21 protein-coding genes are annotated in these 23,894 nt (G+C 54.0%); 5 read left to right on the forward strand and 16 right to left on the reverse strand.

The window, feature by feature from the left end; genetic code table 11:
* Nucleotides 1–81 precede the first annotated feature (81 nt).
* Entirely contained in the window at nt 82–1,647 is a 1,566-nt protein-coding gene (locus D6C13_RS08810; RefSeq protein ID WP_120132403.1) for an ABC transporter substrate-binding protein, read from the reverse strand.
* A 141-nt stretch (nt 1,648–1,788) separates the two neighbouring features.
* On the opposite strand from D6C13_RS08810, the gene D6C13_RS08815 reads away from it, so the two are divergent.
* Entirely contained in the window at nt 1,789–2,676 is an 888-nt protein-coding gene (locus D6C13_RS08815) for a LysR family transcriptional regulator (protein ID WP_120132404.1), read from the forward strand.
* A 394-nt stretch (nt 2,677–3,070) separates the two neighbouring features.
* On the forward strand, nt 3,071–5,560 hold the full coding sequence (locus tag D6C13_RS08820) for a membrane-bound PQQ-dependent dehydrogenase, glucose/quinate/shikimate family (RefSeq protein ID WP_120132405.1): 2,490 nt from the start codon (nt 3,071–3,073) through the stop codon (nt 5,558–5,560).
* A gap of 61 nt (nt 5,561–5,621) precedes the next feature.
* Here D6C13_RS08820 and D6C13_RS08825 read toward each other — a convergent pair whose 3' ends face one another.
* Together D6C13_RS08825 and D6C13_RS08830 are read right to left on the reverse strand one after the other, a co-directional pair.
* Entirely contained in the window at nt 5,622–6,917 is a 1,296-nt protein-coding gene (locus tag D6C13_RS08825) for a type II toxin-antitoxin system HipA family toxin (protein ID WP_120132406.1), read from the reverse strand.
* Nucleotides 6,918–6,920: 3 nt separating this feature from the next.
* Nucleotides 6,921–7,172, reverse strand: coding sequence for a helix-turn-helix domain-containing protein (locus tag D6C13_RS08830; protein WP_120132407.1), 252 nt, complete (start codon nt 7,170–7,172; stop codon nt 6,921–6,923).
* 207 nt (nt 7,173–7,379) lie between these two features.
* Here D6C13_RS08830 and D6C13_RS08835 point away from each other — a divergent pair, with 207 nt between their 5' ends.
* Nucleotides 7,380–8,090, forward strand: coding sequence for a GntR family transcriptional regulator (locus tag D6C13_RS08835; RefSeq protein WP_120132408.1), 711 nt, complete (start codon nt 7,380–7,382; stop codon nt 8,088–8,090).
* A 5-nt stretch (nt 8,091–8,095) separates the two neighbouring features.
* Here the strand turns inward: D6C13_RS08835 and D6C13_RS08840 are convergent, their stop codons facing one another.
* Nucleotides 8,096–9,295, reverse strand: coding sequence for an enolase C-terminal domain-like protein (locus D6C13_RS08840; protein ID WP_120132409.1), 1,200 nt, complete (start codon nt 9,293–9,295; stop codon nt 8,096–8,098).
* A gap of 325 nt (nt 9,296–9,620) precedes the next feature.
* Here D6C13_RS08840 and D6C13_RS08845 point away from each other — a divergent pair, with 325 nt between their 5' ends.
* The gene (locus tag D6C13_RS08845; RefSeq protein WP_120132410.1) at nt 9,621–11,021 is read left to right on the forward strand and encodes a PTS transporter subunit EIIC; all 1,401 of its coding nucleotides are present in this window, start codon (nt 9,621–9,623) and stop codon (nt 11,019–11,021) included.
* 6 nt (nt 11,022–11,027) lie between these two features.
* Here the strand turns inward: D6C13_RS08845 and D6C13_RS08850 are convergent, their stop codons facing one another.
* On the reverse strand, nt 11,028–11,900 hold the full coding sequence (locus tag D6C13_RS08850; RefSeq protein ID WP_120132411.1) for a fumarylacetoacetate hydrolase family protein: 873 nt from the start codon (nt 11,898–11,900) through the stop codon (nt 11,028–11,030).
* Between the two features lie 158 nt (nt 11,901–12,058).
* Between D6C13_RS08850 and D6C13_RS08855 the strand changes: the two genes are divergently transcribed.
* Complete coding sequence (locus D6C13_RS08855; RefSeq protein ID WP_120132412.1) at nt 12,059–12,982, forward strand: LysR family transcriptional regulator; 924 nt, start codon at nt 12,059–12,061, stop codon at nt 12,980–12,982.
* Between the two features lie 32 nt (nt 12,983–13,014).
* Here D6C13_RS08855 and D6C13_RS08860 read toward each other — a convergent pair whose 3' ends face one another.
* From D6C13_RS08860 to D6C13_RS08910, 11 genes are all read right to left on the reverse strand, one after another.
* Nucleotides 13,015–13,980 carry an ABC transporter ATP-binding protein gene (locus D6C13_RS08860; protein WP_120132413.1) on the reverse strand — a complete coding sequence of 322 codons (966 nt, stop codon included), beginning with the start codon at nt 13,978–13,980 and terminating at the stop codon, nt 13,015–13,017.
* Nucleotides 13,977–14,981 (reverse strand): ABC transporter ATP-binding protein, encoded by a 1,005-nt coding sequence (locus tag D6C13_RS08865; protein ID WP_120132414.1) that lies wholly within the window; start codon nt 14,979–14,981, stop codon nt 13,977–13,979. The genes D6C13_RS08860 and D6C13_RS08865 overlap by 4 nt, the downstream gene beginning before the upstream one ends.
* Entirely contained in the window at nt 14,978–15,925 is a 948-nt protein-coding gene (opp4C, locus tag D6C13_RS08870; RefSeq protein ID WP_167458005.1) for an oligopeptide ABC transporter permease, read from the reverse strand. Before opp4C ends, D6C13_RS08865 begins: the two co-directional genes overlap by 4 nt.
* Nucleotides 15,925–16,884, reverse strand: coding sequence for an ABC transporter permease (locus D6C13_RS08875; protein ID WP_120132416.1), 960 nt, complete (start codon nt 16,882–16,884; stop codon nt 15,925–15,927). Before D6C13_RS08875 ends, opp4C begins: the two co-directional genes overlap by 1 nt.
* 57 nt (nt 16,885–16,941) lie before the next feature.
* A complete protein-coding gene (locus tag D6C13_RS08880) occupies nt 16,942–18,561 on the reverse strand; it encodes an ABC transporter substrate-binding protein (protein ID WP_244212659.1) in 1,620 nt (539 codons plus the stop codon).
* A gap of 431 nt (nt 18,562–18,992) precedes the next feature.
* Nucleotides 18,993–19,214, reverse strand: coding sequence for a DNA-binding transcriptional regulator (locus tag D6C13_RS08885; protein ID WP_013573939.1), 222 nt, complete (start codon nt 19,212–19,214; stop codon nt 18,993–18,995).
* A gap of 94 nt (nt 19,215–19,308) precedes the next feature.
* Nucleotides 19,309–20,460, reverse strand: coding sequence for a phage late control D family protein (locus D6C13_RS08890; protein ID WP_425272706.1), 1,152 nt, complete (start codon nt 20,458–20,460; stop codon nt 19,309–19,311).
* Between the two features lie 8 nt (nt 20,461–20,468).
* Nucleotides 20,469–20,939 carry a phage tail protein gene (locus D6C13_RS08895; protein ID WP_120132418.1) on the reverse strand — a complete coding sequence of 157 codons (471 nt, stop codon included), beginning with the start codon at nt 20,937–20,939 and terminating at the stop codon, nt 20,469–20,471.
* A 12-nt stretch (nt 20,940–20,951) separates the two neighbouring features.
* Nucleotides 20,952–23,426 (reverse strand): phage tail tape measure protein, encoded by a 2,475-nt coding sequence (locus tag D6C13_RS08900; RefSeq protein WP_120132419.1) that lies wholly within the window; start codon nt 23,424–23,426, stop codon nt 20,952–20,954.
* Nucleotides 23,419–23,541, reverse strand: a complete 123-nt coding sequence (locus D6C13_RS08905; protein WP_112150974.1) for a GpE family phage tail protein — start codon at nt 23,539–23,541, stop codon at nt 23,419–23,421. The genes D6C13_RS08900 and D6C13_RS08905 overlap by 8 nt, the downstream gene beginning before the upstream one ends.
* 32 nt (nt 23,542–23,573) lie before the next feature.
* Nucleotides 23,574–23,855 carry a phage tail assembly protein gene (locus tag D6C13_RS08910; RefSeq protein ID WP_120132420.1) on the reverse strand — a complete coding sequence of 94 codons (282 nt, stop codon included), beginning with the start codon at nt 23,853–23,855 and terminating at the stop codon, nt 23,574–23,576.
* Nucleotides 23,856–23,894: the final 39 nt, after the last annotated feature.

Below are 23,894 nucleotides of genomic sequence, written 5' to 3' on the forward strand. Positions count from 1 at the left end.
TTTTAGTAAACAACTACTTTAGTACAGCCCTGGTGTTGGTGCTGTATTCCCGCCTGGGTTCGTTATGCACTCTGCGCTGACTTATTGTTTCTCATGCACAAAGTACGGCAACGTGTAGCCATCGGAGCGGCCAACGTAGGTATAAGGTGTTTTCATCGCCCAGGTGTATGAAAGGAACAGCAGCGGAATAACGCCTTCGTCTTTCATCGCAATCTCTGTGGCCTGCTGCAACAGCTTTTCACGCTGGCCGTCGTCGAGAGTTTCCCGCGCTTTTGCCAGCGTTTTATCAAATTCAGGACTGGAATAACGTCCGCGGTTGCCCTGTCCGCCATTCGGCCCGAAGGTTTCCAGCAACGGGCCCAGTACGCCGGAAGCTTCACCGGTTTCAATCGCCGCGCCGCCCATGATCAGGCTGAAATCGCGTTTGGATGCACGCGAGAAATACACGCTGCCCGGCATAGTGACGACGTCGGTTTTAATGCCAATGCGGCTGAACATCTGCCCCAGCGCCTGTGCGATTTTAGAATCATTCGGATAACGGTCGTTTGACGCATGGAACGTCAGCGTGAAACCGTCCGGATAACCGGCCTGCGCCAGAAGTTGTTTAGCTTTCGCCGGGTCATAAACCGCGGCGGGTATCGCAGGCGTATAACCAAAATATCCAGCCGGCACCAGCTGCGACGCCGGAACGCCCTGCCCGTCCATGATGCGGTCAACCATCGCCTGACGGTTTATCGCCAGCGACATCGCCTCACGCACTTCACGTTTTTTCAGCGGATTGCTGCCATCCGGCCCTTTGGCGAATGGTGAGACATCGCGATCCTGGTCCGGATGTAAATACAGAATGCGGTTACCGGCGACAGATTCCAGATGCAGGCGGGTTTGTTTACCCAGATCCCGCCCGTCCGCCGTCGGCACGCTTTCAATCATGTCCACATCGCCGGAACGCATCGCCGCTACGCGGGCACTCGGGTTTTTGAACACGCGCAATGTGACATTATCCCACTGCGCTTTTGCGCCCCAGTACTGGTCATTGCGGGCCAGAACCACGTTATCGTCCGGCGTCCAGCTGACAAATTTGAACGGACCGGTGCCGATCACGTCTTTCCCTTCATTGAGGGTTTGTGACCCGACGGTTTCAAGTCGCGCAGGCATAATTGCAACGCGGCTTAAGTTGTTCAGTAATAAAGGTGTTGGCGCTTTGGTGATAATTCTCACCGTTAAAGGATTCACTTCGGTGACATCAGCGATGTCATTCACGTACGGTGTATAAGCGCTCGGGCTGTTTTTCGAGGCCAGCGCCACGCGTTTCACGCTGGCAATCACGTCTTTCGCGGTGAAATCGCTGCCGTCGTGGAATTTCACACCAGGACGCAGGGCAAATTCCCAGGTTGTGTCGTTGATGACTTTCCAGGACACCGCGAGCGCAGGTGTAATATGTTGTTTTTCGTCCTGATTCACCAGACCGTCAAAGATATTGCGCGCCATCGCGCTGTTGGCGCCACCGACGTAAAATTGCGGATCCATTGAAGTCGTGGAAGCGGCGAGGCCGATTTTCAAATCAGCTGCCTGTGCAAAGGGGGTATTAAAAACGAAAAGCGTGGCCAGTGCTGAGGAAAGCACTCCTGCCAGTACGGACTTTCTCATGCATTTAACCCTTAATTATTTTAGATTTTCAGGCAATGTGTGTCAGATCGTAAACTGGAGTCTAGGGGGTGGACTTCTGAATTGAAAATTGTATTTTGTGTTACACCCATAAACAAATGTTATGGGTTTTGAGGATATGTTATGAAAATTAATCCCCGTCAGGTCGAAGCTTTTCACAAAGTGATCCTGACAGGTAGCATTACCGCGGCCGCGAATATGATGAACATCACACAGCCTGCGGTCAGCCGGTTGATCCGCGACTTTGAATATGCGGTAGATCTCAAGCTGTTTGACCGTGACGGACGCGGGCTGATCCCGCGTGACGATGCGATCAAGTTGTACCGCGAAGTCGAGCGTTTGTACCTCGGACTTGAACATATTTCACATATCGCCGACGAAATCCGTCATTCCAAAGGCAGCGTGTTGCGCATTGGCTCCGTGGCGGCGTTATCGGCGTTGTGCGTCGAGCATATCCTCCCGCCGCTGATCGAACAAATTTCTGATATCTCGCTGTTTCTGGACATCGAAAGCACGACGCATATCACGGATGTGGTCACCAGTAATCAGTACGACGTGGGGTTTATTTTCGGCAAGCCGGATGTGAAAGGCCTGGAAGCGGAAATGCTGGCGCGAGCCAAAGCCGTTGCCGTGATGTCGCCGCGCCACCCGCTGGCAAAGCAGGACGTCGTGACCGCTATGGATCTGACACGTTACCGCCCGATCATTCCCGGACGCAAAACTCCGCTGCGTGAACAACTTGATCAGGTGATGAGTCGCCTGGACTTATACCTGAACAATCCTATCGAAACTTCGCTCAACAACTGTTGTGTGATGGCCGGGAATAATCTGGGCGTCGGCGTGGTCGATTTCATTACGGCACGCAGCCATAAAAGTGACCTGGTTCTTAAACCTTTTACACCGGATATCAGCATCGCCTATCTCGCCGTTTTCCCGCCGCAAATCCCGAAAAGTCGTCTGGTGGAGCACATCACCAAAGAAATGAAGACCTTAATCGAAGGTTATTTGTAAAACGCCCCGTCTGGTTCGCCAAAATCGTACCAATGAGTCCAAAATATCACATTTCAGTCTTCATGATGAAAAACGAGCGGACAGTTGGTATAAACTGTTAGATGAAAAACGTATATCATTTGCTAAATTCATTTAAATATTGAATAACTACATTTATTTTATTCTTTAAAATCAATACATAAAAACCACTGCGCAAATAGTAATCCACTCTATATTAATTTACCTAATTTCAAACTCTTCGTTACACATTCACAACCTCGATGAGAAGTATTACTATTTGCGCGAAATTGTTCTACTTGGTTCATTTGGTGACGGATGGTCGCAAATGTAACTCGCTTGTATCAAGAGCTTTCTACCAACTATTTTTCTACAAACCCATGCAGTGAGATAAATCATGCCAACAACAAATAACAAGTGGACGTGGCTCCTCTGGTTACTGAGTGCGCTGATGCTCGTCATCGGCCTGACGCTCGGTATCGGTGGTGCGTATCTGGTCACATTAGGAGGAAGTGTTTACTTCCTGCTGATGGGGCTGGCGCTGATCGTTTCCGCCGTCTTAATCTTCAAAGGTAAGCCATCCGGCGCATGGCTGTTTGCCCTGGCGTTTGTGCTGTCTATTATCTGGGCCGTCTGGGACGCAGGTTTCACGTTCTGGCCGTTGTTCTCCCGCCTGTTCACTTTCGGCGTTCTGGCATTCCTGGTCGCACTGGCTTACCCGCTGCTGAAAGCACGCGCGGGTCTGGTGGCGCGTAAAGGGCCGAGCTTATCACTGGCTGCGGTTCTGGCCGTTGCGCTGATTGCCGCTTTCGGTAACACCTTCATCCCGACGCCAATCATCAGCGCCGACAACGATCAGGTGCCGGTCAAACCGGTAGAAAAAGGTGCAGAGCAGAAAAACTGGGAAAGCTGGGGTAACACCACCGCAGGCGACCGTTTTGCTGCATTGGATCAGATCAACAAAACCAACGTCAGTAAACTTCAGGTTGCGTGGACTGCCCACACCGGCGATATCCCGCAGAGCAACGGTTCCGGCGCTGAAGACCAGAACACTCCGCTGCAGGTTGGTGACAAGCTGTTTGTCTGTACCGCTTACAGCAAAGTGATCGCCCTGAATGTGGATGACGGTAAAAAGCTGTGGTCTTACGACTCCAACTCTACCGCGCCAAACTGGCAGCGTTGCCGTGGTCTGGGCTATTTCGATAACAGCAGCAATAACAGCGCCGCGCCACAGGCTCCGGCAGCACAACCTGCTGCAATTCCTGCGGCTGAACCGGCCACGCCGGCAGCGGCTTCTGAAGCGGCTGCACCTGCAACAAATGCACCGCAAGCGCCAGCAGCGACCGGCGGTACCGTCAGCGGTACCTGCGAACGTCGTCTGTTCCTGCCCACTATCGATGCGCGTCTGATCGCCATCAACGCTGACACCGGCAAGCCTTGTGCTGATTTCGGTGATAACGGCGTGGTGGATCTGAAAGTCGGCATGGGCGAAGTGAAACCAGGCTACTACCAGCAAACCTCTACCCCGCTGGTGGCGGGTAACGTGGTCGTTGTCGGTGGTCGCGTGGCAGATAATTTCTCCACCGGCGAACCTCCGGGTGTGGTGCGTGCGTTTGATGTGCACACCGGCGCACTGGTGTGGGCGTGGGATCCGGGTAATCCGAACATCACCAAACTGCCACCGGAAGGTGAGACTTACACCCGTGGTACGCCGAACGTCTGGTCAGCCATGTCATACGATCCAAAACTGGGTCTGATTTACATGCCAACCGGTAACGCGACGCCAGACTTCTTCGGCGGCACGCGTACCGAGCTGGATGACAAATACAGTTCTTCTGTTGTCGCGGTAGACGTGGCCACCGGTAAAGTCCGCTGGACTTTCCAGACCACTCATCACGACCTGTGGGACTTCGACCTGCCTTCTCAGCCGCTGCTGTATGACCTGCCGGACGGTAAAGGTGGCAGCACGCCGGTTCTGGTGCAGACCTCCAAACAAGGCATGATCTTCATGCTCAACCGCGAAACCGGTCAGCCGGTCGCGAAAGTCGAAAACCGCGAAGTGCCGCAGGGCAACGTCCCTGGCGAACGCTATTCCAAAACTCAGCCTTTCTCCGTCGGCATGCCAAACATCGGCAACCAGACGCTGAAAGAATCTGACATGTGGGGCGCAACGCCGATGGATCAGTTGCTGTGCCGCATCGAATTTAAAGGTATGCGTCACCAGGGTGTTTACACGCCACCGGGCCTGGATCGTTCCCTGCAATTCCCGGGTTCTCTGGGCGGCATGAACTGGGGCAGCGTGTCGGTTGACCCGAACAACGCCATCATGTTCGTGAATGATATGCGTCTGGGTCTGGCGAACTACATGGTTCCGCGTGCACAGGTTCCGACCGGCGCGAGCGGCATCGAGATGGGCATGGTGCCAATGGACGGCACGCCTTATGGCGCAGTCCGCGAGCGTTTCCTGTCTCCGCTGGGCATCCCTTGCCAGAAACCCCCGTTCGGTACGATGTCTGCGGTTAACCTGAAAACCGGTAAAATCGTCTGGCAGGTTCCGGTCGGCACGGTGAAAGATACCGGTCCGCTGGGCATCAAAATGCGCATGCCTATGGAAGTCGGTATGCCAACGCTGGGCGCGAGCCTGTCCACGCAATCCGGCCTGCTGTTCTTCGCCGGAACGCAGGATTTCTATCTGCGCGCGTTCGATACGGCAACCGGTAAAGAAATCTGGAAATCCCGTCTGCCGGTCGGCAGCCAGTCTGGCCCGATGACTTACGTTTCCCCGAAAACCGGTAAACAGTACATCATCATCAGCGCCGGTGGCGCACGTCAGTCCGCAGAACGCGGCGACTACGTGATCGCCTACGCACTGCCTGACGAGAAGTAAGGTTTCGCAGTAAATGACAAAGCCCGCCAGTGCAAACCGGCGGGCTTTTTTGTTAGAAAGATTAAGGCAATCGCGCAGCCTGACGTCTCAGGCCTTCAAAAATTGCATCACTGATTTTTGCCGGAAAATTAGCAGGTATTATTGCTTCAACATCTGCGATCACCTGCTCAGTTTTTTCCTTCATTTCCGTCATCATTACAGAGACATTTTCTTTCGAGTACTCAACGCGTTGCGCCGTCGACACAAAATGGCGGGGAAGAATTCTGTCCCAGTGAAAATGCCGGTTTTTCCCTAATACAGCCATCGCCATTTTGGCTTTCTTCACCGGAATTCCTTGTGGATTCATCAGAGGAAATGCTGACATCACGTCATAGAGCGGCGTCATGCGGTAAGCGCTGCCCGGCTCGATATAAACACTGAAATTTTTAGCATGACCGTCAATGGCGGCCAGCATCCAGAAGAGGATCTGGCTTTTGAAGAAGATATCCCTGTCCGCCCCCGCCCGTTGAGAACCCAGTAAAAGCTTCATTGCGCGCGCAATTCCGAGGCCGCCATCAGATTCATACTTCAATGCGGGAGCAACACCCAGCGCCTGACAAAAATCTTCCTGAGGTAAGCGCATCAGCCAGGATCCATCCTGCGACCAGCGGCGGTCAAAACGCTCAACGACTAACACTTTTTGCGTGCCAAAACAGGCAATCTCAGACCGTGCGACTGGGAATCCAAATTTTTCAGCTATCTTCAGACATAACCATTCATTCTCCACGCTCTCGCTGAGATCAATGCCATTGTTAGCGATATAACCAATAGGAAGTTTAAGGATATGGCTGGTAGGCGTACTTCCCTGCGGGCGGTGCCACTGGTCGCGATACCAGAGCAGCGCTGTTTTTTCCTGCGCACCAGCCAGAGAAATGCGGAAGTCTTCAATGTCAGCCTCCATGCCCAAAGGTGCATCTTTATACCCCTGCAAAAGCTGTTCGACATCTTTCTCGCCAAGCGGTCGGGCATGGACTTCAGTGACAGGCGCAACCTGATCACCCTCAGGATAGAGCTGGATCGCACCGACGCAATCCCCGCCGATCCGCGAGAGCAAATCGAAGGGTTGTTTGGTCGGGATCTGGAAACGCGCCTGAATGCGGCTGCGTATTTGTTGACTATCAGGCAGAAGATTATCGAAAAAATTGTACACCACCGCGCCGCGGAATTTATCTTCCTGTAGAGGTAATGATAATGAGATAGCGCGGGCTCCGGGGCGATCGAGCCAGCTTTGATGGTAAACAAATGACATTTCACCACTGCCACCTTTTTCCAGGGTACCGACAGCAATGCCATTTAATGCGAGCGTTAACTTATCCATGTATTACCACTCCTGATCCCAGGACGTCTTTTCCTTAGGATTACTATCTCTTGGCGTGATCTGTAGCTCTAAATCCAGCGCCGCCAATAATTTGAACAGGGTTTCCAGACGTGTACCGTCCGGATAATTTTCGAACTCAGAAACCGTAGACTGCTTCAGGCCAATGGTTTCAGCCGTTTTACTTTGGCTGAGTTTGCGCTTTTTTCGCTCATTACGCAGCGCATCGGCGAGCATTTTTGTAGAAGTAATGTTCATATTATCCTCCCCGGCGGATAACTTCAGTGTATCCCTTGTAAGGGATAAATCAACTTCTATCCCTTACAGCAGATAAAATTAAAATATCCCTTTCAGGGGATATTACAGCCTAAAAGCTGTTAAATCTCAATACAGCTTAAACGCTGTAATTTGCCCATTGCCGCCCCGTCATGCTCAAATAGCTTTTTCACGCACGGATGAAACCCCATGAAAAAAAGCGAATTTATCGCTCAGGATTTACTGAGCAAGATTTATCAGAACAGCGGTTCGGTCCCTGAAAAGTTGCCGCCGGAGCGCCAGCTGGCGGAAGAATATGGGGTTTCGCGGTTTACGGTGCGCAAGGCGCTGGAAAAACTGGTGAGTATCGGTGCGGTGCATATCGTGCAGGGTTCCGGCATTTACATTAATGCGGGCGTCAGCAGCAATCCGCTGGTCTACAACTCGGTGACTGAGAAGAAATTCGCTGAAATCAGTTTCAAAATGCTGGAATTACACAAACGCCGCCCGGATAAAGAGGAACAGCAGGTTTTCGGTTTAAGCGCTGATGATTTTATCTGGGCGTTCACCCGCTTACGGCGGATAAATCTGCGCAATGTGCAGATTGAATATTCCCGTATGCCCGCAGAAGTGTTTGCCGATCTGAACCAGAAAACCATTGAGCATTCCATTCAGCAATATGTGCTGAGCAAGGGCTATGCGATTTCGCATTCCCTCACCCGTTATCAGGCCGTGAATATCAGTAAGGAACAGGCGCAGACCCTCGGCTGCAAAAAAGGGATCGCCGCCATGCATATTACCAACAGAGGTATTTTGCAGGGCGGCAAGGTTTATGCGTTCAGCGATATTGTGGATATCGACTATTCCTGCACCTACGTCATCCCGTTTAATCAGGACAATCTGGCCTTTCGCCAGACATAAGCAGATTACGGCGTGTGGATCACGCCATCCGGCAGGCGGCTTTGCGTCCATTCATGTGGCCGGTACACCACCGGAAACTCTGCGGCGGCCTGTTGGTTAAAGCCCACACCAATCCCTGCTTCTTCTCCCGGATAAAAATAGCCGTTCTCGGGCTTCTGTGCGCCGGGGAACACCTGCTGCGTGTTCGCCGGATAGGCGACAAATTCCTGGATAGCCGCGTTATGCAGATGAATATTGAGATGCGTATTCACCGCTGCGCCAATGGGTGTCATGTCCGGAGGACAATGCCAGGCGAGCCGCACGCCAAAACTCTGGCAGAAATGCGCCAGTTTTAATGCCGGTGTGATGCCGCCGATTTGCGAAACGTGGCAGCGGATGAAATCGATCCGGCGGTTGATAATCAGATCTTTCCATTCGGCGGGATTATTGAATAATTCACCGGTCGCCAGCGGAACAGCGGTCTGACTGCGGATCTGCGCCAGCCAGTCGTTCTGGTCCGGCGGCAAAATATCTTCGATAAAATAAGGCCGGTACTGTTCAACGGCTTTGGCGAACTGCACTGCCTGTTGCGGGAACAAACGCTCGTGAACGTCATGCAGAATGTGGAATTGATTGCCGTATTTTTCACGCAACGCTTTGAACATCGCCAGCGTGTTGTCGATGTACTGATCCTGATCGTAATACGCGCCCGCCGTCGGTTCGCGGGTGCTGTGAAAATCCTGCGCATTGCCGCCGTAAAAGCCCAGCTGACAGCGGATGTGGCGATAACCTTCGGCCAGCAATCTGTCCACTTCGCCGTACAATTCTTCCAGCGTTTCACCCGCTGCGTGGCTGTAGGCCGTTACCGCATCTTTCGATTTGCCGCCGAACAGATGGTACAGAGGCATATTCGCCAGCTTACCTTTGATATCCCACAATGCCATATCGATGCCCGCGATAGCATTGTTGATCACCGGTCCGTTACGCCAGTAAGCGTTCACCATCATCATCTGCCAGAGATCTTCAATGTGATTCGCATCGCGTCCCATCAGCAGCGGTTTGAGATATTCATCCACCATCAGTTTGACGGCCAGCGGGCGCTGCTGGAACGTCGCGCAGCCCAGACCGAAAACGCCACGATCAGTTTCAATTCTGACCACCACTAAATTATGACGATCGGGACGTGTTATCTGGCATTCGATATTTGTGATCAGCACAGGCTGCATGATAAATCCTTAATAAAAACCGTTATTCCTTTTTCATGAAAAAGGCGGCGGAAATAATCGTATTAGGGTTATTTCACCGTATTTTCATCCTGTTTGTAAACCTAAAATTCAGGCTTTTATTTTGGTTTGAAAGCATGCCTTATTATCAGTAAAAAACAGACCAATTTAGCCATGACGCACTAAATCAGCGGCTGGCAGTGAAGTTTTGTGATGAAGATCCTGTTTTATTGGTTTGTTTTTGAAAACTGCTCTCATTACACTCCCAGTCAATCAAATAAAGAATAATTCATTTATCTTCGCGGGGTTCAGGGTGAATACAGAAATAATGCAGTCGGTCATTAAACTGGTCGGCGGTGCGGGAAATATTAATAAAGTCTGGCATTGTATGACCCGTCTTCGTTTTGATTTAGGTGATGAAAATAAAGTGGCCTGGGAAGAAATTAAAAATCTGCCCGGCGTACTCGGCGCGCAAAGTCAGAGTGGCCAGGTGCAGATCATCATCGGTCCGAAAGTGAATATCTGGTACGAAGCCATCGTGTCGCAGCTGGAGCCGATCAGTGATAGCGCGGCTGCATCAACAGGAAATGTCTCCACAAAAGGACGTAAAAGTCTGATCACGATGTTCATGGATACTGTGTCCGGCGTGTTCGGCCCGATCGTTCCGGCCATTGCAGGGGCGGGGATGATCAAAGGCCTGCTGGCCGGATTAATCGCCCTGAAGGTGATTTCTCCCAAAAGTGACACGGTGATGATCATCGATTTGATCGCCAGCGGTGTGTTTTACTTCCTGCCGTTTTTCCTGGCGGTTTCTGCGGCGAAGATTTTCAAAACCAATGAATATCTCGCTGCCGCCGTGGCAGCCTGCCTGATGTATCCCACGCTGATAGACGCTGCCAAAGCGCTCGCCAGCCATACCGCAGGCGCGCCGACGGCGTTGTATTTTATGCATGCGTTGCCGGTATCCGTTTTCAACTATTCGGCGAGCGTCATTCCGGTGATTTTCTCGGTGCTGGCGCTGAGTTACATCCACCGGTGGGTGGATAAAATTATGCCGGACGTGCTGAAAACCGTCTTTACGCCGACGCTGACTCTGTTCATTGCCGCACTGGTGTCACTGACGTTGATCGGCCCGGCGGGGATTTATCTCGGCAATTTGCTGGCGTTTGGCATTCAGGAGTTATTCAATGTGTCGGCGGTATTTGCCGGATTTATTGTCGGTGCGATCCGACCGTTGGCGATCCTCACCGGTATGCACCACGCGATGACACCGATTGCGTTGCAGAACTTCACCGATCAGGGCTGGGACATGCTGATGCCAATGATGTTTATGGCCAACATGGCGATTGCCGGATCGACATTTGCGATTTACTTCCATGTCAAAACCCGCGAGCAGAAATCCGTGGTGCTGTCTGCGGCGATTTCCGGTCTGCTGGGGATCACTGAGCCTGCGCTGTTTGGCGTGCTGACGCGCTACAAAAAAGCGTTTATCGCCACCACCATCAGCAGTTCTGTGGCGTCCGCGTTTATCGCCTTCTTCGGGGTACGGTTGTATGGCTATATTCTGTCGAGCATTTTCAGCCTGCCCGCTTACATCGGCCCGTATTTCATCTACATTCTGATGGGCGTGGTGCTCTCGCTGGGGCTTTCCTTTACGCTGACGTATCTGATGGTCGTTAAAAATAAAGGCACCGAACAAACGGGGCCTCTGGTTAATCAGACTCGCTGAGGTTTATCAGGCCGCTGTCTTTGAATGTGAAATCTCAGACAGCGGTGCATTCTGAATCAGATTGGTCAGTCGTCCGATATTTTCAATTTCCACTTCAATCTTGTCATTTTCATGCAGGAACAACGGCGGCACGCGGGTTTTACCGACGCCACCGGGTGAACCGGTCATGATCACATCGCCCGGTGAAAGCTGGGTGAAGGTGCTGATATAAGCGATCATCTGTGGAATGGTGTGGATCATGCTGGCGGTGGTATCGTCCTGCACCAGCCGATCATTCAGCCAGGTTTTGATACTCAGGTTTTGCGGGTCACCCACTTCATCCGGCGTCACCATCCACGGGCCAAACGCGCCTGTCGACGGCCAGTTTTTCCCGGCGGTATACCATTTATGCTGCCAGTCGCGCACCGAACCATCCATATAGCAGCTGTAACCGGCGACAAAATCGAGCGCGTCATCCGCTGAAATATTGCGACCCGTGCGGCCGATAATAATCGCCAGTTCACCTTCATAATCAAACTGCTCAGAAGAAGCCGGTTTAATAATGGTGCCGTTGTGGCCGACCTGCGAATCCGCAAAGCGGACAAACAGCGTTGGCGCGTCGCTGGTTTCGTTAAATTCTTTGCGCTTTTCCGCGTAGTTCATACCCACGCCGAAAATTTTCCCCGGACGGTCGATAACCGGCAGGAAACGGATGTCATTCAGCTGAAGATCCGCAGGCAGCGCAATATAGCGTTGCAGTTCTGAAAGTGAATGACGTGCCATGAATTCGTTAATATCGCGACATCCTGAGTGGCTGCCAACGTCGACAATCCCCTCTTCTTTATAGATGCCGAAGCTTTTGGTGTGGTCTTTGCTGATGGTGAAATTAACAATTTTCATAGATGCACTTAGATTCTTATTTTACTTAAAACAGGTAAATTCGCTGGCGTTCGTGTTGCAAAAACGGCTTGCCCGTCGCAACGTCGGCGTGATTATTGACCCTGCCTCTCATGCCTTCTACTATATTTTATTACCGAATTGATGAATTTCAGGAATCCATGTTAAATAACAGAGATTTAGATTACTTCGTGACGGCTGCACAGTTGATGAATTTGAGACTTGCGTCACAAAATTTAAATATAACTCAGCCTGCACTTTCTAAATCCATCACCCGTTTAGAGAAAGAACTGAAGATAAAACTGTTCAAACGGGCAGGACGCGGACTCGAACTGACCGAAGCGGGGCGGGTGCTATATCAGCGCGGTCTGGCATTGCAAAGTTCCTATCTGGAAATTGGCGAAATAATGAATGAACTGAGCAGCGGCGCGGGCGGGATCGTACGCGTGGGTGTCTCAGGTTCCGCAACGCAATTCCTGCTGCCTGAAATCTGCAAAATGCTGCAATCGCAGGTGCCGAACATGAAACTGGAAATCCAGATCGGCATGAACGATGTGCTTTTTGCCCTTCTGGAACGTCATGCTATTGATGTGATCATCGGGCCGCTGATTAATTACGACAGCCCGGTGGTGCAGTTGCCGGTGACGGCAGACCGGGTGATCGTCGCTGCCTCACGCGACCATCCGCTGGCCGGAAAACCTGCCAGTCTGCGCGAACTCAGCCGTTATGGCTGGATCTTACCGGCGAAAACCGTGTCGATGCGCCAGTGGCTGGATAAAATGTTCTATGAAAATCATTGCTCACCGCCGGACGTGAAAGTGGAAATCAGTTCGCTGGCATCGGTGCCGGGGCTGATTGCAAAGAGCGGATTGCTGAGCTTTTTATCAGAAAACATTTTGGTGGAAGAAGAATTTCTGTCGCGGCTAATCCGTATCGATAACGATCAGTTAGTGATGGAACGCCGGGTTGGGATCACCTGGCTGGAGGGCGCATTTCTTTCGCCTGCCACGCAGAAAGTGATCGACGTGACGAAAAGCGTCGGGCAGAAAATGCAGATGGAGGCCCGCCGGATAATGGACGACTGAATACCGGCGGGTGCGGGTTTATTTCGCTTTTTCTATACCAGATGGCAGGCTACGCGGTGGCCGTTTTCCACTTCGCGTAACAGTGGAATTTCCTCGCGGCAACGCGCCATGGCATGCGGGCAGCGGGTGTGAAAACGACAACCGGCGGGCGGTTTGGACGGATCCGGAATTTCACCGCTGACCATCGCCACCGGTTCGCTGTCTGGATCGAGCGTCGGCACCGCCGCCAGCAAAGCCTGCGTGTAGGGATGCAAAGGCCGCTGAAACAGCACATCGCGGCTGGCGGTTTCCACCAGCTGACCGAGATACATCACCGCCACGTCATCACAAAGATGTTCAACGACGCCCAGATCATGCGAGATAAACAAAAACGTCACGCCGTGATCGTCACGTAAATCCGAGAACAGATTGATGATCTGCGCCTGAATGGAAACATCCAGCGCGGAAATAGGTTCGTCCGCAATGATAAATTCCGGTTGCAAGATCAGCGCCCGGGCAATGCCGATGCGCTGGCGCTGACCACCGGAAAATTCGTGCGGGAAGCGGTTGTAATGCAACGGCGACAGCCCGCAGATTTTCATCACCTCCAGCACTTTTTCCCGCAGCTCTGCGCGGGAACATAACTGATGTTCACGCATCGCCTCGCCGATAGCGTCACCAACGCGGATCCGCGGGTTCAGAGAACTGTAGGGATCCTGAAACACCAGCTGGATTTTCGGACGCAGCGCCTTCAGCTGTTTAGGCTTGAGGGCGTGAAGATCTTCGCCGCGAAACTTCACGCTGCCAGCGGTCTTGTCATACAGCCCCAGCAGCGTGCGCCCTACCGTGGTTTTCCCGCTGCCAGATTCGCCGACCAGACCGAAAATCGTGCCTTTGCGGATGTTAAAACTGACGCCATCCACGGCGCGCAGCTGGCCGGTTTCCTGACCGAATACTCCGTCGCGGATCGGGAAATACTTTTTCAGCCCGTCGACTTCAATCAGATATTCCACGCTCATGGTTGCAGCTCCGTGTCTTTACTCTCTTGCGCTGTTGTTAATCCGCTGTAGAAACAGGCGGCCTGACGGTGTTTTCCTTCCAGCAGCGGGATCCCCTCGCGGCAACGGTCAGTAGCGCGGGCACAGCGATCGGTAAACGCGCAGTAAGGCGGCAACGCTGCCAGGCTGGGCACTTGTCCGGGAATGGAATACAAACGGCGGCGGCGTTCTCCCGCGGTGGGACGCGAAGCGATCAGCCCCTGAGTATAAGGATGCAGCGGATTGCGCAGCACATCGGCGGTGGCGCCCTGCTCGACAATTTTGCCGGCGTACATCACAACCACGTGATCCGCCATTTGGGCGATTACACCTAAATCGTGGGTGATCAGCATCAGCGCCATGTGGTTTTGTTGTGCCTGGTCACGCAGTAAACGCAGAATTTGCGCCTGAACGGTGACATCAAGCGCGGTGGTCGGTTCGTCAGCAATCAGCAGCTGTGGCTTACAACTGAGCGCCATCGCGATCATGATGCGCTGCAACATTCCGCCGGAGAGCTGATGCGGATAACTGGTCATCAGACTTTCCGCTCGCGCGAGTCCGACTTCGGTGATCATCTGCGTCGCATGGGCCCACGCCGATTTCGGCGATTTACCGCGATGGCGGATCAGCGGTTCGACCAGTTGTTCGCCAATGGTCAGCACCGGATTGAGCGCAGTCATCGGTTCCTGAAAGATCATCGCCAGCTGATTGCCACGCAAATCGGCCATTTGCGACGAACGTAGTTTCAGCAAATCACGCCCCTGAAACAGGATTTCTCCCCCGTCTATGCGGGCAGCCTGTGGCGGTAACAGCCCCATCAGCGACATCGCCGTGACGCTTTTTCCACATCCTGATTCACCTACAACACCCACAGTCTGCCCGGCCTGAATGTCGAAGGTGACATCCTGCACCGCGCTCACGCGCCCTTCATCGCTGGCAAAAGATAGTGAAAGCTGATTAAAACGGATCAACGGTTCAGTCATTTTTTGCTCCGTTTCATTTTGGGATCGAGCGCATCACGCAGGCCGTCACCCAGCACGTTAATCGCAATTACCGTAATGAAAATCGCCACGCCCGGCGGCATCCATAACCACGGACGGCGCTGGAAGTCGATCAGGCTGTTGGCGGCGTCCATCATATTTCCCCATGACGGCGTTGGCGGCACCACGCCTAATCCCAGATAACTGAGCGCAGATTCACTGAGAATGGCATTCGCCACGGCCATCGTTGCCATCACCACCAGGATAGGTACGGTATTCGGCAGCAAATGACCGAACAGGCGGCGGCGCGACGACAACCCGAGCACCTGTGTCGCCAGCATGAAATCACGCTCGCGCAGGGAAAGAATTTGCCCGCGAACCAGGCGCGCCAGCTTCGGCCATTCCAGCAAACTGAGCATGACGATCACCATGTACACGCGGGAATCCGGCGAAAAATCCAGCTCAGACAGCATCGCGCCCATGACGATGAGCAGAGGCAAACTCGGTATGGTCATCACCAGATCGGCAAAACGCATGATGATTTTGTCGGTGATACCTCCAACATAACCGGATACTGCGCCCATCAGATAGCCGAGTGTCACGGAAAGCAGCATGGTCAGCATGCCGATAATCAGCGAGATACGCCCCGCCAGCAGCAGCCGCGTATACACGTCGCGTCCGAGAAAATCGGTGCCCAGCCAGTGTTCAGTATTGGGCGCTTTGTTGATCATCATCGCGTCGGTCGTATCATCACGCCATGGCGAATAGTAAGGGCCCACTATGCACCAGACCGCCATGACCACGAGTAAAATCAGGCAAAACATCGCCAAACGGTTCTGACGCAAGGCACGCCACGCCTGCAACCAAGGTGACGGTGTCACCTGTGCCAGCGCGGGGATCTGTGCTTCGCGTAACCGTCGGTTAGTAGAGAATAAAGAGCCAAACATCACGACCTCACACGAATACGCGGGTCAGCCCACGCATACAGCACATCAGCAATCAGGTTGCCGAGAATGGTTAGCACCGCCAGAAACAACGTAAACCCCATCAGAACCGGGTAATCACGGGCTGCCAGTGAATCAATGTGAATGTGCCCTGCTCCCGGCCAGTTAAAGACTTTTTCGGTGATCAGCGCACCGGAAAACAACCCCGGCAGCTCAAAGCCCAGCAACGTGATAATCGGCAATAAAGCATTTCTCAGCGCATGCTTCAGGATGACCGTACGCTCTCGCAGACCTTTGGCGCGGGCAGTACGGATGAAATCCATACGCACGACGTCGAGCATGCTGGCGCGGAAATAACGCGTCAGACTGCCTGCCTGCAACATCACCAGCGCCACCACCGGCAATACCAGATGCGCTGCCACCTGCGCTACCCACGTCCAGCCCGTAGCATCGCTGCCGGTATTGGTCATGCCGCCTACCGGAAGCCAGTGCAAATCCACGGCGAACCATTTGATCAACAGCAGGCAAAGGAAGAAGGTCGGGAAGGACATTGCGGCAAAAATTACAATACTCACCGCATGATCGAACAGGGAATAAGGCTTCATTGCAGAGACAATACCCACCGCCAGTGCTATCCCCCAGTACAACACCATCGCAATGGTAGCCAGCAGAAAGGAGTTCCAGATGTACTGGTTCAGCAGCTGACTGACGGGGATCTGATATTGCATTGAGAAGCCGAGGTCGCCGCGCAACAGATTACCCAACCAATGCAGATAACGGCTGAGCAAAGGCTTATCCAGACCGTACAGTGCTTTCAGTTCGGCGGCACGCTGAGCGGTCAGGGTAATATTTCCGTCGATGAAATCACCCGGCGTTTTGGCGAACAGCATGAAAATGAGCAGTGAGGCGAGGAACAGCATCGGGATGGTTTGAAGCAAACGACGCAGAATAAAATTTCTCATGACTTTCCCAAGGCCACCGCACCGGCAAAAGTGCGGCGGCAATGTGGTTGAACGGTATTATTTTACGATTTTGACATCCGGCAGACTGCCGGTCAGACCGTTGTAAATATCCGGTTTGAACCCCGTCACACGAGCGCTGCTGGCGGAAAGGATTTTACGGTTACCGAGCAAGATCACCGGCGGATCGTTCGCCAGCACTTTGTACAGCTCATGATAGATAGTCTTGCGCTTTTCGATATCCAGCGTGGCGTTGCCTTCATTGATCAGTTTGTCGACCTGAGGATTGTTGTAGCCAGACTCCGTGGATTCCGTGCTGTAGTAATCCCACACGCCATCGTGCGGATCGTTGAGCGTGCTGGTGCTGAATGACGCCAGATCGTAATTCCCCGCCTTGCGTTGTGACATCAGCGCGTTGAAATCCACCACCTGAGGTTTCAGCAGCACGCCGATTTTCTGATAGTTCTCTTTAGCAATTGGGATCAGCGCATCGTTCAGTACTTTTTTACTGACCAGAAGTGTCAGTTCCAGACGCTTACCGTCTTTCACGCGGATCCCGTCACTGCCTGCTTTCCACCCTGCTTCATCCAGCAATTTGTTTGCCTGCGCCGGATCGAACTTATACGGATTCACACCTTCAGTGTTATACGCCCAGGATATCGGCGCGATTGGCTCGATCGCTACAGAGCCGTAGCCCTGATACACCACGTCGATCAGTTTCTGGCGATCCAGACCGTAAATCAGCGCCTGACGGACTTTTACATCCTGCAATGCAGGGCGTCTGACGTTGAACTCAATCTTGCTGTAATCGCTGGATCCGTAAAGATTGATGTTGGCAAAACCCAGCATTTTCAGCTGTTCGATATCATCCGGGCGCGAAGTGAACGCGTCGTAATCGGTATCACCAGTCTGGAACAACTGGAAGTTAGTCGACGGATTGGTCACGCGGTAGATAAAGCGCGGAGTCGGCGGTACACCACGGTAATAATTGGCGTTGGCGTGGAAGCGGATCTCCTGCCCCGGAATGTATTTGTCGTACACATACGGGCCATTGCCCAGCGGTTTGCCATGCAACATGCGCAGATAATCGAGATTTCCGCGCGTGTAACCTTTGCCGTAATAGGCTTTCGAAAGCACCGGACCACCGATTTTTTGCAACGTAGTGGCGCCCGGCTGCGTGGTGGTGACCTGCAACGTCAGCGGGTCGATCACTTTCAGGCCACTGATGCTGTCTGCCTTGCCCTGCTTATATTCATCACCCCCAGCAATGTGCGCCAGCGTGATATCAGTGTCGCCGTCGTATTTCGGGTCATACAACACCGTCAGCGTGAATGCGACGTCTTCTGCCGTCAGCGGAGAACCATCACTGAACTTCAAATCATGATGCAGTTTGATGGTGTAAGTCTTGCCATCAGCGCTGACCGTCCAGCTTTCTGCCAGACCAGGGATCAGTTTGCCCTGGCTGTCCCAGTCAATCAGACGGGCGAAAATCACGTTAGTGACGTTTTCATCCCAGCCGTTAACGAAGAAGTAAGGATTAAAAATCCCCTGAGGTTCAGAGATCCCGGCGATCACCGTATCGGTGCGCAGTTTCGCAGCAGAAGGAACCTGACTGGCATCGGTTGCCGGCGTGATGCCTTCTTTTAAGACACCATCAGCGTAAGCAAAGGAAGACAACATTACGGCACTGGCCAGTAATGCGATTTTGAAAGAGGCAGTGCGGCGCACGCGTTGTGCGGCTGGCGCGAAAGCAGAACGTAATAACGTAGCCAAAAGAGATCCCTCGTCTGTAAGGTGTGCAAATGGTTTACAAAACATGACAAAGAGTAAGGACGGCGTTTGGCCTTGTCTAACAACGAAAACGTATGGCTTATAGCTAATTGTTATTTCTTAAAGCCCAAAAAACGCTTCACACAATCAAGTTAAATTGAACAAATTCATAATGTTATTTGTTTATTACTAAAGTTGTTTTTTAGCCATGGTCTTAGTGATGGCGATGAAATGGCGGTAGAGTTTACCCACCCCACCTTTTAATGCGGCTAGCAATCATAGCCTGTAATCATTGATAAGGCACAATAGATAAGAAACCCGCCATTGGCGGGTTTCTTGTTTTAATGCATCTGGAGAGATTGCTGCTGATGCTTGTCGGGATGCAACTGCACGGCGTGAACTGTTCCTGGTTCAACAATGATGTCAGCAATCGACTCATGAGTTTTAAATGTGCAGCTGCAATTGATATTCTGACACTGGTGATAACGCTCTTTGGTATTGATGCTCAGGTAACGACTGGAACGTGCGTGGGCGGCGTGCTGGCATTTCGGGCAGTGCATCATAATAATCACCATGTAATCATTTTAATCATATTCAATCATTGTATGTTATTCGCAAAAACATACATCTGACATTACAGTGATTTACACACTCCTCTTATTCAGCACCGCCGATTTCCGTCGCCTCATAACTCACATTCGACAGCGATACCTCCAGATTTAACGTCGTCACAAAGCCACTGCCGCCCAGGCTGTGCGTCACCTTGCTGATTATCCAGGGCTGCGCGTCGATCACGGATTTAAATCCGGACACGGCAACCGGCGTTTCAGGGAATAAGTCAGCCCGTCCGCGTGCCAGGGAGATCGAGAACTCGGCGACGCCGCGCTGGAGTTTGTCCCACTTCGCCTGGGCTGCCCGCATGGCGGCCTTTTGCGTGGCGTAAATGGTGGTGAGGTTAAACACGTTTTCATCACTGCCCGCCAGATAATCCCCTTCCTTTGCCTCCGGCGTTTTCTGCACCTTCGTGCTGGTCTTCTTTGCCTTTGGATGTTGCAGGGCACGCAGGTACTGCACTTTCGGTTTGCGCTGTACCTTCACCTTTTTTGGCTTCGGGTCTTTGGTATGCAGCCAGCTTGCCGACACGCCGGTATAAGCCCCACGGTCAGCAATATTGAACGTGTGCCCGTCGCCGTCGCTGCGGATAATCGTCATCTGCGGGATGGGCTTCCCGCTGGCAGTTTTTGCTGCCCCAGGCTTGATAAACAGCAGGCTGCCCGCCTTGATGGCGACCACCGCGCCGTTCAGCTCCGCCAGACGCGTGATAAATTTCGCGTCCGTTTCCTGGGTCTGGTCGATGTGCGACACCGGCACGTTCCTGAACGGCTCGGCAATTGCGGGCCTGAGGTTATTGCGCGCCGCCACAGCCGACACCACCGCCTCCAGCGTCGTGTCGTGATAGGAGTTGTCGCGGCGGGAATTCAGGCTGCCGCGATAGTCCGCACTGCGGGCGCGGATGGTCAGCGTGTCAGGCGTTCCGCGGTGCTCCACCTCATCCACGGTGAAGTCGCCTTTGTTCGTCAGTGCCTGACCTTTCCAGCCGAGCGCGATATTCATCACCGCGCCGCGCGGCGGCATGTCCAGGAGGCCGTCGGTGTCGCTCAGCTCAATGTCGAGCTGGTCAGCCTCAAAGCCACGATTATCTGTGAGCGTCAGCGAGATTAGCCGGTTGCTGACGTCCTGGGTGATGTCTTTGCCGCCGACGGTCACCGTGAAGTCCGGCGCAAACAGCGCACCGGCGCCAATGGTCATATCGGTAATCACAGCAGCCCTCCCAGCTGACCGGTTAACCCACCGGCCTGATTGAGCAGACCGTCGGCCTGGGCTTTCATATCGCCGAACATCGCCGCCAGGGATTCATCTACGCGGGTCAGCGTCAGCGTGAATTCAATCCGGCGGGCGGCACCGTTTGAGAAATGTTCCGTGTGGGTTTCGCTGACGCTGTTCACCACGAACATCCCGTAAATGGTGCCGCTCCCTTCCAGCAGAGGCCACGCCTTGCCCTCGTCAGCCATCAGGTTCAGTGCCATCAGTGACAGCCGTCCGCCGGTGATTTCCGGCATCAGCACGCCGGACAGGGTAATTTTCTCCTCGTTAACACCGAGGAACTGCGGCAGCGGACGCAGGCCGACGCGGTTGTTTGCAGGCCAGCGGTAATCGACGTCGCGCTGCAAGCTTTGATAAGGGACGGTTTGCAGCTGAAACACAAACAGACCAAGCGTTAACATCATGCGGCTCTCTCCTTAATCGTTATCCATGCGGGAACGTTGCTGGGCGGCGCGGGCGCGGTCACGGGCTTCCAGCTCGGCGCGTATCTGGCGGCTGGTGTCCTGGACGCCTAAACCGGCACCGGCGGCAATAGTGTAATGGTGCGTGCTGCGGTCGATATAGCTGCGCCCGCCGCCGACGGATACCGGCGTGTAACCGCCGCCCGGCAGACCGCCCGACGGCGGGACAATCGGGGCGGGGTTATCCAGCGGATGTTCTGCCGGATCCGTATCGCCGTTTTGCCTGGTACGCCGGTCAGCTTTGTCCGCCGTTTTATCAATGTCTGCGGATTCATCCTTGATGATGCCAAGCTTCTCCAGCAGCCAGTCGACACCGGATCGCAATTTGTTGAACGCCTGCAACGGCGCGGTCAGCGCGTTGGCAATGGCCTGCCCGAACATCACGCCGGTGTCCTTGCAGCTGTTCAGCGTTTCCTGGGTGGATTTGACCGGTTCGATCAGGTCTTTGAACCACTGCCAGACCATTTTTAGTTTGTCGCCGAGCCAGTCAAACACCGGCTTAAGCGGCGCAAAGAGTTCTTTCACCGGCGCGAACGCAATGCCCAGCCCTTCAATCACGCCCGCAAAGAAGGCGCCGATCGGCTCCCAGTATTTACGGATAAGCAGCGCACCTGCGACGATGGCCGCCGCGACGGCCACAACAGGCCAGGTCAGTCCGCCAATCGCGGTGATAATGGCGCTACCGGCTGTGCCCAGGATGCTCCAGAGCATACCGGCGGCGGCAACAATCAGATTGATGCCACCGATAACCGGACCCGCCACCAGGCCAAACACGCCGAGCGCGCCGATAATCAGCAGCGCACCGCCCGCAATTTTGCCGAGCGTCTCCGCCAGGGCTTTATTGTTCACCACCCACTTATCGAGTTTCAGCACGTAGCCGGTGGCGGTCTGCACCAGTTGGCGCAGTGACGAATCCTGCTGGTCGAACAGGTCAGTGCCGACGGCCTCATACGCAGACTGAAATTCCTTAAAGTCGCCGCCGAGGTTGTCCTGCATGGTTTTGACCAGCTCCCCGGTTTTCCCGTCCGAGGTTTTCAGCGCCCTGGTGAGTTCATCAAGCTTGCCGGAGGAGGCACCCGTCATCAGCACCGCCGCCGCCGAGCTGGCTTCCTCACCAAAGATGGCTTTCATGTACTGCGCCCGCTGCGACGTGCCGAGCTTGTTTTTCTCAAAGCTCTTTTGCATTTCTTTCAGGAGGGTAAACAGCGGGCGCATGTTGCCTTTGCTGTCCGCCGTTTTTACCTTCAGCTCACCCAGTGCGGCGGCTGCGGTGCCCGTCGGTGCCTGCAGGCGGGTAATGACCGCACGGGCACCGGTGCCCGCCATCGAGCCGGTGATTTTGGCATCCGCCAGGGCGGCGGCCATCGCGGCCGTTTCTTCGACGCTGATACCGGCCTGCTTCGCCACCGGCGCGGCATAAGTCATGGTGTCAGACAGCCCCTCAAAGGTGGCGGCAGACTTATTCATTGCCGTAGAAATCACATCGCCGATGTGAGACACGGTGTCATTGGTCATGCCAAACGCGGACTTCACGCCCATCAGCAGGGTGGCGTTTTCCTCCATGGTGCGCTTGTTTGCCAGGGACAGATTCAGGATGGTCGGCGTCGCCGCCAGAATGCCGTCCTTGTCCGCGCCGGATTTCGCGACGATGATTTGCGCGGCGGCGGCATCATCGGCAGACGCGGCGGTGTTGTCGCCGAGCTGTCGCGCCTGGGCGCGCAGCGCGGTCATATCGCCGGAGTCTTTTTCTAATCCTAACGTCGCCTGTAACTCTGAGTTTTTCTGCGCAAAGTTAAATCCGGGCATAAGCAGCCCGACACCCGCCGCCGTGCCCGCCGTCGCAATCCCGACACCGGCAGCACCTGCACCGGTCACGCTACCGGCGAACTGTTTGCCCGCCTGATACCGGCCTTTCACGGCATTGAGTTTGGCCTGCTGCGCGCTGACGCGTGCCAGGGATCCGCGCTGCCGGTTGAGCTGCGCGGTGGTTTCGCTGATGGAGGTTTTCAGGCGACGCTCAGAGTCAGACAGCGCGCGCGTGCTGATGCCCGCCTGGCTGAGTTCCGTGCGCTGACGCTGCACCGACTGCCGCAGCCCGTTGAACTGCGTCTGCAACTGCGCGGCGGTGCGCTTCGCGGACTCCATGGCCTGCGCCTGGGCGCGGGTCGGGCTGGCGGTGTTTCTGAACTGGACAGCCAGCGCCGCCGCTTCCGCTTTGGCACCTTTAAGTTTCTGACCGGTGACGGCAAGCTGTGCGCTGGATTTCCTGAAACCGTCAATCTTTCCGGCCTGGGCGTTCAGGTCTTTGAGCGTGCCCTGTGAATTGCGAATATCGCCGGACAGCGCCTTACTGGCGTTTTGTACCGCTTTGAACGGGCGGGTCGCCTGGTCTACCGCCTTTAACAACACCTCTAACTTTAAATTACTCACTGTCGGTGGCTCCGCTGCGCTGCATGGCCTTATGACGCCACACCAGCAGCTCGGTCAGCGTCATCGGGTTCAGTTCTGACGGCGGCCAGTGAAAAATCACCGCCACGTCCGCCATCAGGTCATCAACGGTCAGTGCCGCAGGAATGTTTACTGTTCCGATTTCGGCGATAAAAAACCGATCACCTTGCCCGCCATGGCAATCAGGTCGGGCAGGTGCAGGCTTTTGCAATCCTGGGTGGTCAGGTTCGGGACGGTAATGCGCGGCAGAATGACGGTCAGCGCGTCAACGTCGGCATTCGCCAGCGCCGCCAGGCCAATCCCGCGCAGGTGTCCCGCGTTCGGTTTGATGATTTCAATCTGCGTGATCGGGGTGTCGCCGCGCTTGATCGGCTCTTCCAGGATAACGATGTTTTCATTGTGTTCTGACATAGCGGTGTCTCTTCTTCAAAAGGTGAGGTTTCGCGCCGG

Origin of the sequence: Rahnella woolbedingensis (assembly GCF_003602095.1) — a bacterium.
Classification (GTDB): domain Bacteria; phylum Pseudomonadota; class Gammaproteobacteria; order Enterobacterales; family Enterobacteriaceae; genus Rahnella; species Rahnella woolbedingensis.

Bases quoted from the DNA above. Each gene is read 5' to 3' on its own strand.
- D6C13_RS08815 (WP_120132404.1), top strand. From the start codon at position 1,789: ATGAAAATTAATCCCCGTCAGGTCGAAGCTTTTCACAAAGTGATCCTG.
- D6C13_RS08835 (WP_120132408.1), top strand. From the start codon at position 7,380: ATGAAAAAAAGCGAATTTATCGCTCAGGATTTACTGAGCAAGATTTAT.
- D6C13_RS08820 (WP_120132405.1), top strand. From the start codon at position 3,071: ATGCCAACAACAAATAACAAGTGGACGTGGCTCCTCTGGTTACTGAGT.
- D6C13_RS08875 (WP_120132416.1), bottom strand. From the start codon at position 16,884: ATGAGAAATTTTATTCTGCGTCGTTTGCTTCAAACCATCCCGATGCTG.
- D6C13_RS08810 (WP_120132403.1), bottom strand. From the start codon at position 1,647: ATGAGAAAGTCCGTACTGGCAGGAGTGCTTTCCTCAGCACTGGCCACG.
- D6C13_RS08865 (WP_120132414.1), bottom strand. From the start codon at position 14,981: ATGACTGAACCGTTGATCCGTTTTAATCAGCTTTCACTATCTTTTGCC.
- D6C13_RS08830 (WP_120132407.1), bottom strand. From the start codon at position 7,172: ATGAACATTACTTCTACAAAAATGCTCGCCGATGCGCTGCGTAATGAG.
- D6C13_RS08890 (WP_425272706.1), bottom strand. From the start codon at position 20,460: ATGACCATTGGCGCCGGTGCGCTGTTTGCGCCGGACTTCACGGTGACC.
- D6C13_RS08845 (WP_120132410.1), top strand. From the start codon at position 9,621: ATGCAGTCGGTCATTAAACTGGTCGGCGGTGCGGGAAATATTAATAAA.
- opp4C (WP_167458005.1), bottom strand. From the start codon at position 15,925: ATGTTTGGCTCTTTATTCTCTACTAACCGACGGTTACGCGAAGCACAG.
- D6C13_RS08895 (WP_120132418.1), bottom strand. From the start codon at position 20,939: ATGATGTTAACGCTTGGTCTGTTTGTGTTTCAGCTGCAAACCGTCCCT.
- D6C13_RS08905 (WP_112150974.1), bottom strand. From the start codon at position 23,541: ATGGCGGACGTGGCGGTGATTTTTCACTGGCCGCCGTCAGAACTGAAC.
- D6C13_RS08910 (WP_120132420.1), bottom strand. From the start codon at position 23,855: ATGTCAGAACACAATGAAAACATCGTTATCCTGGAAGAGCCGATCAAG.
- D6C13_RS08840 (WP_120132409.1), bottom strand. From the start codon at position 9,295: ATGCAGCCTGTGCTGATCACAAATATCGAATGCCAGATAACACGTCCC.
- D6C13_RS08880 (WP_244212659.1), bottom strand. From the start codon at position 18,561: ATGTTGTCTTCCTTTGCTTACGCTGATGGTGTCTTAAAAGAAGGCATC.
- D6C13_RS08825 (WP_120132406.1), bottom strand. From the start codon at position 6,917: ATGGATAAGTTAACGCTCGCATTAAATGGCATTGCTGTCGGTACCCTG.
- D6C13_RS08850 (WP_120132411.1), bottom strand. From the start codon at position 11,900: ATGAAAATTGTTAATTTCACCATCAGCAAAGACCACACCAAAAGCTTC.
- D6C13_RS08855 (WP_120132412.1), top strand. From the start codon at position 12,059: ATGTTAAATAACAGAGATTTAGATTACTTCGTGACGGCTGCACAGTTG.
- D6C13_RS08860 (WP_120132413.1), bottom strand. From the start codon at position 13,980: ATGAGCGTGGAATATCTGATTGAAGTCGACGGGCTGAAAAAGTATTTC.
- D6C13_RS08885 (WP_013573939.1), bottom strand. From the start codon at position 19,214: ATGATGCACTGCCCGAAATGCCAGCACGCCGCCCACGCACGTTCCAGT.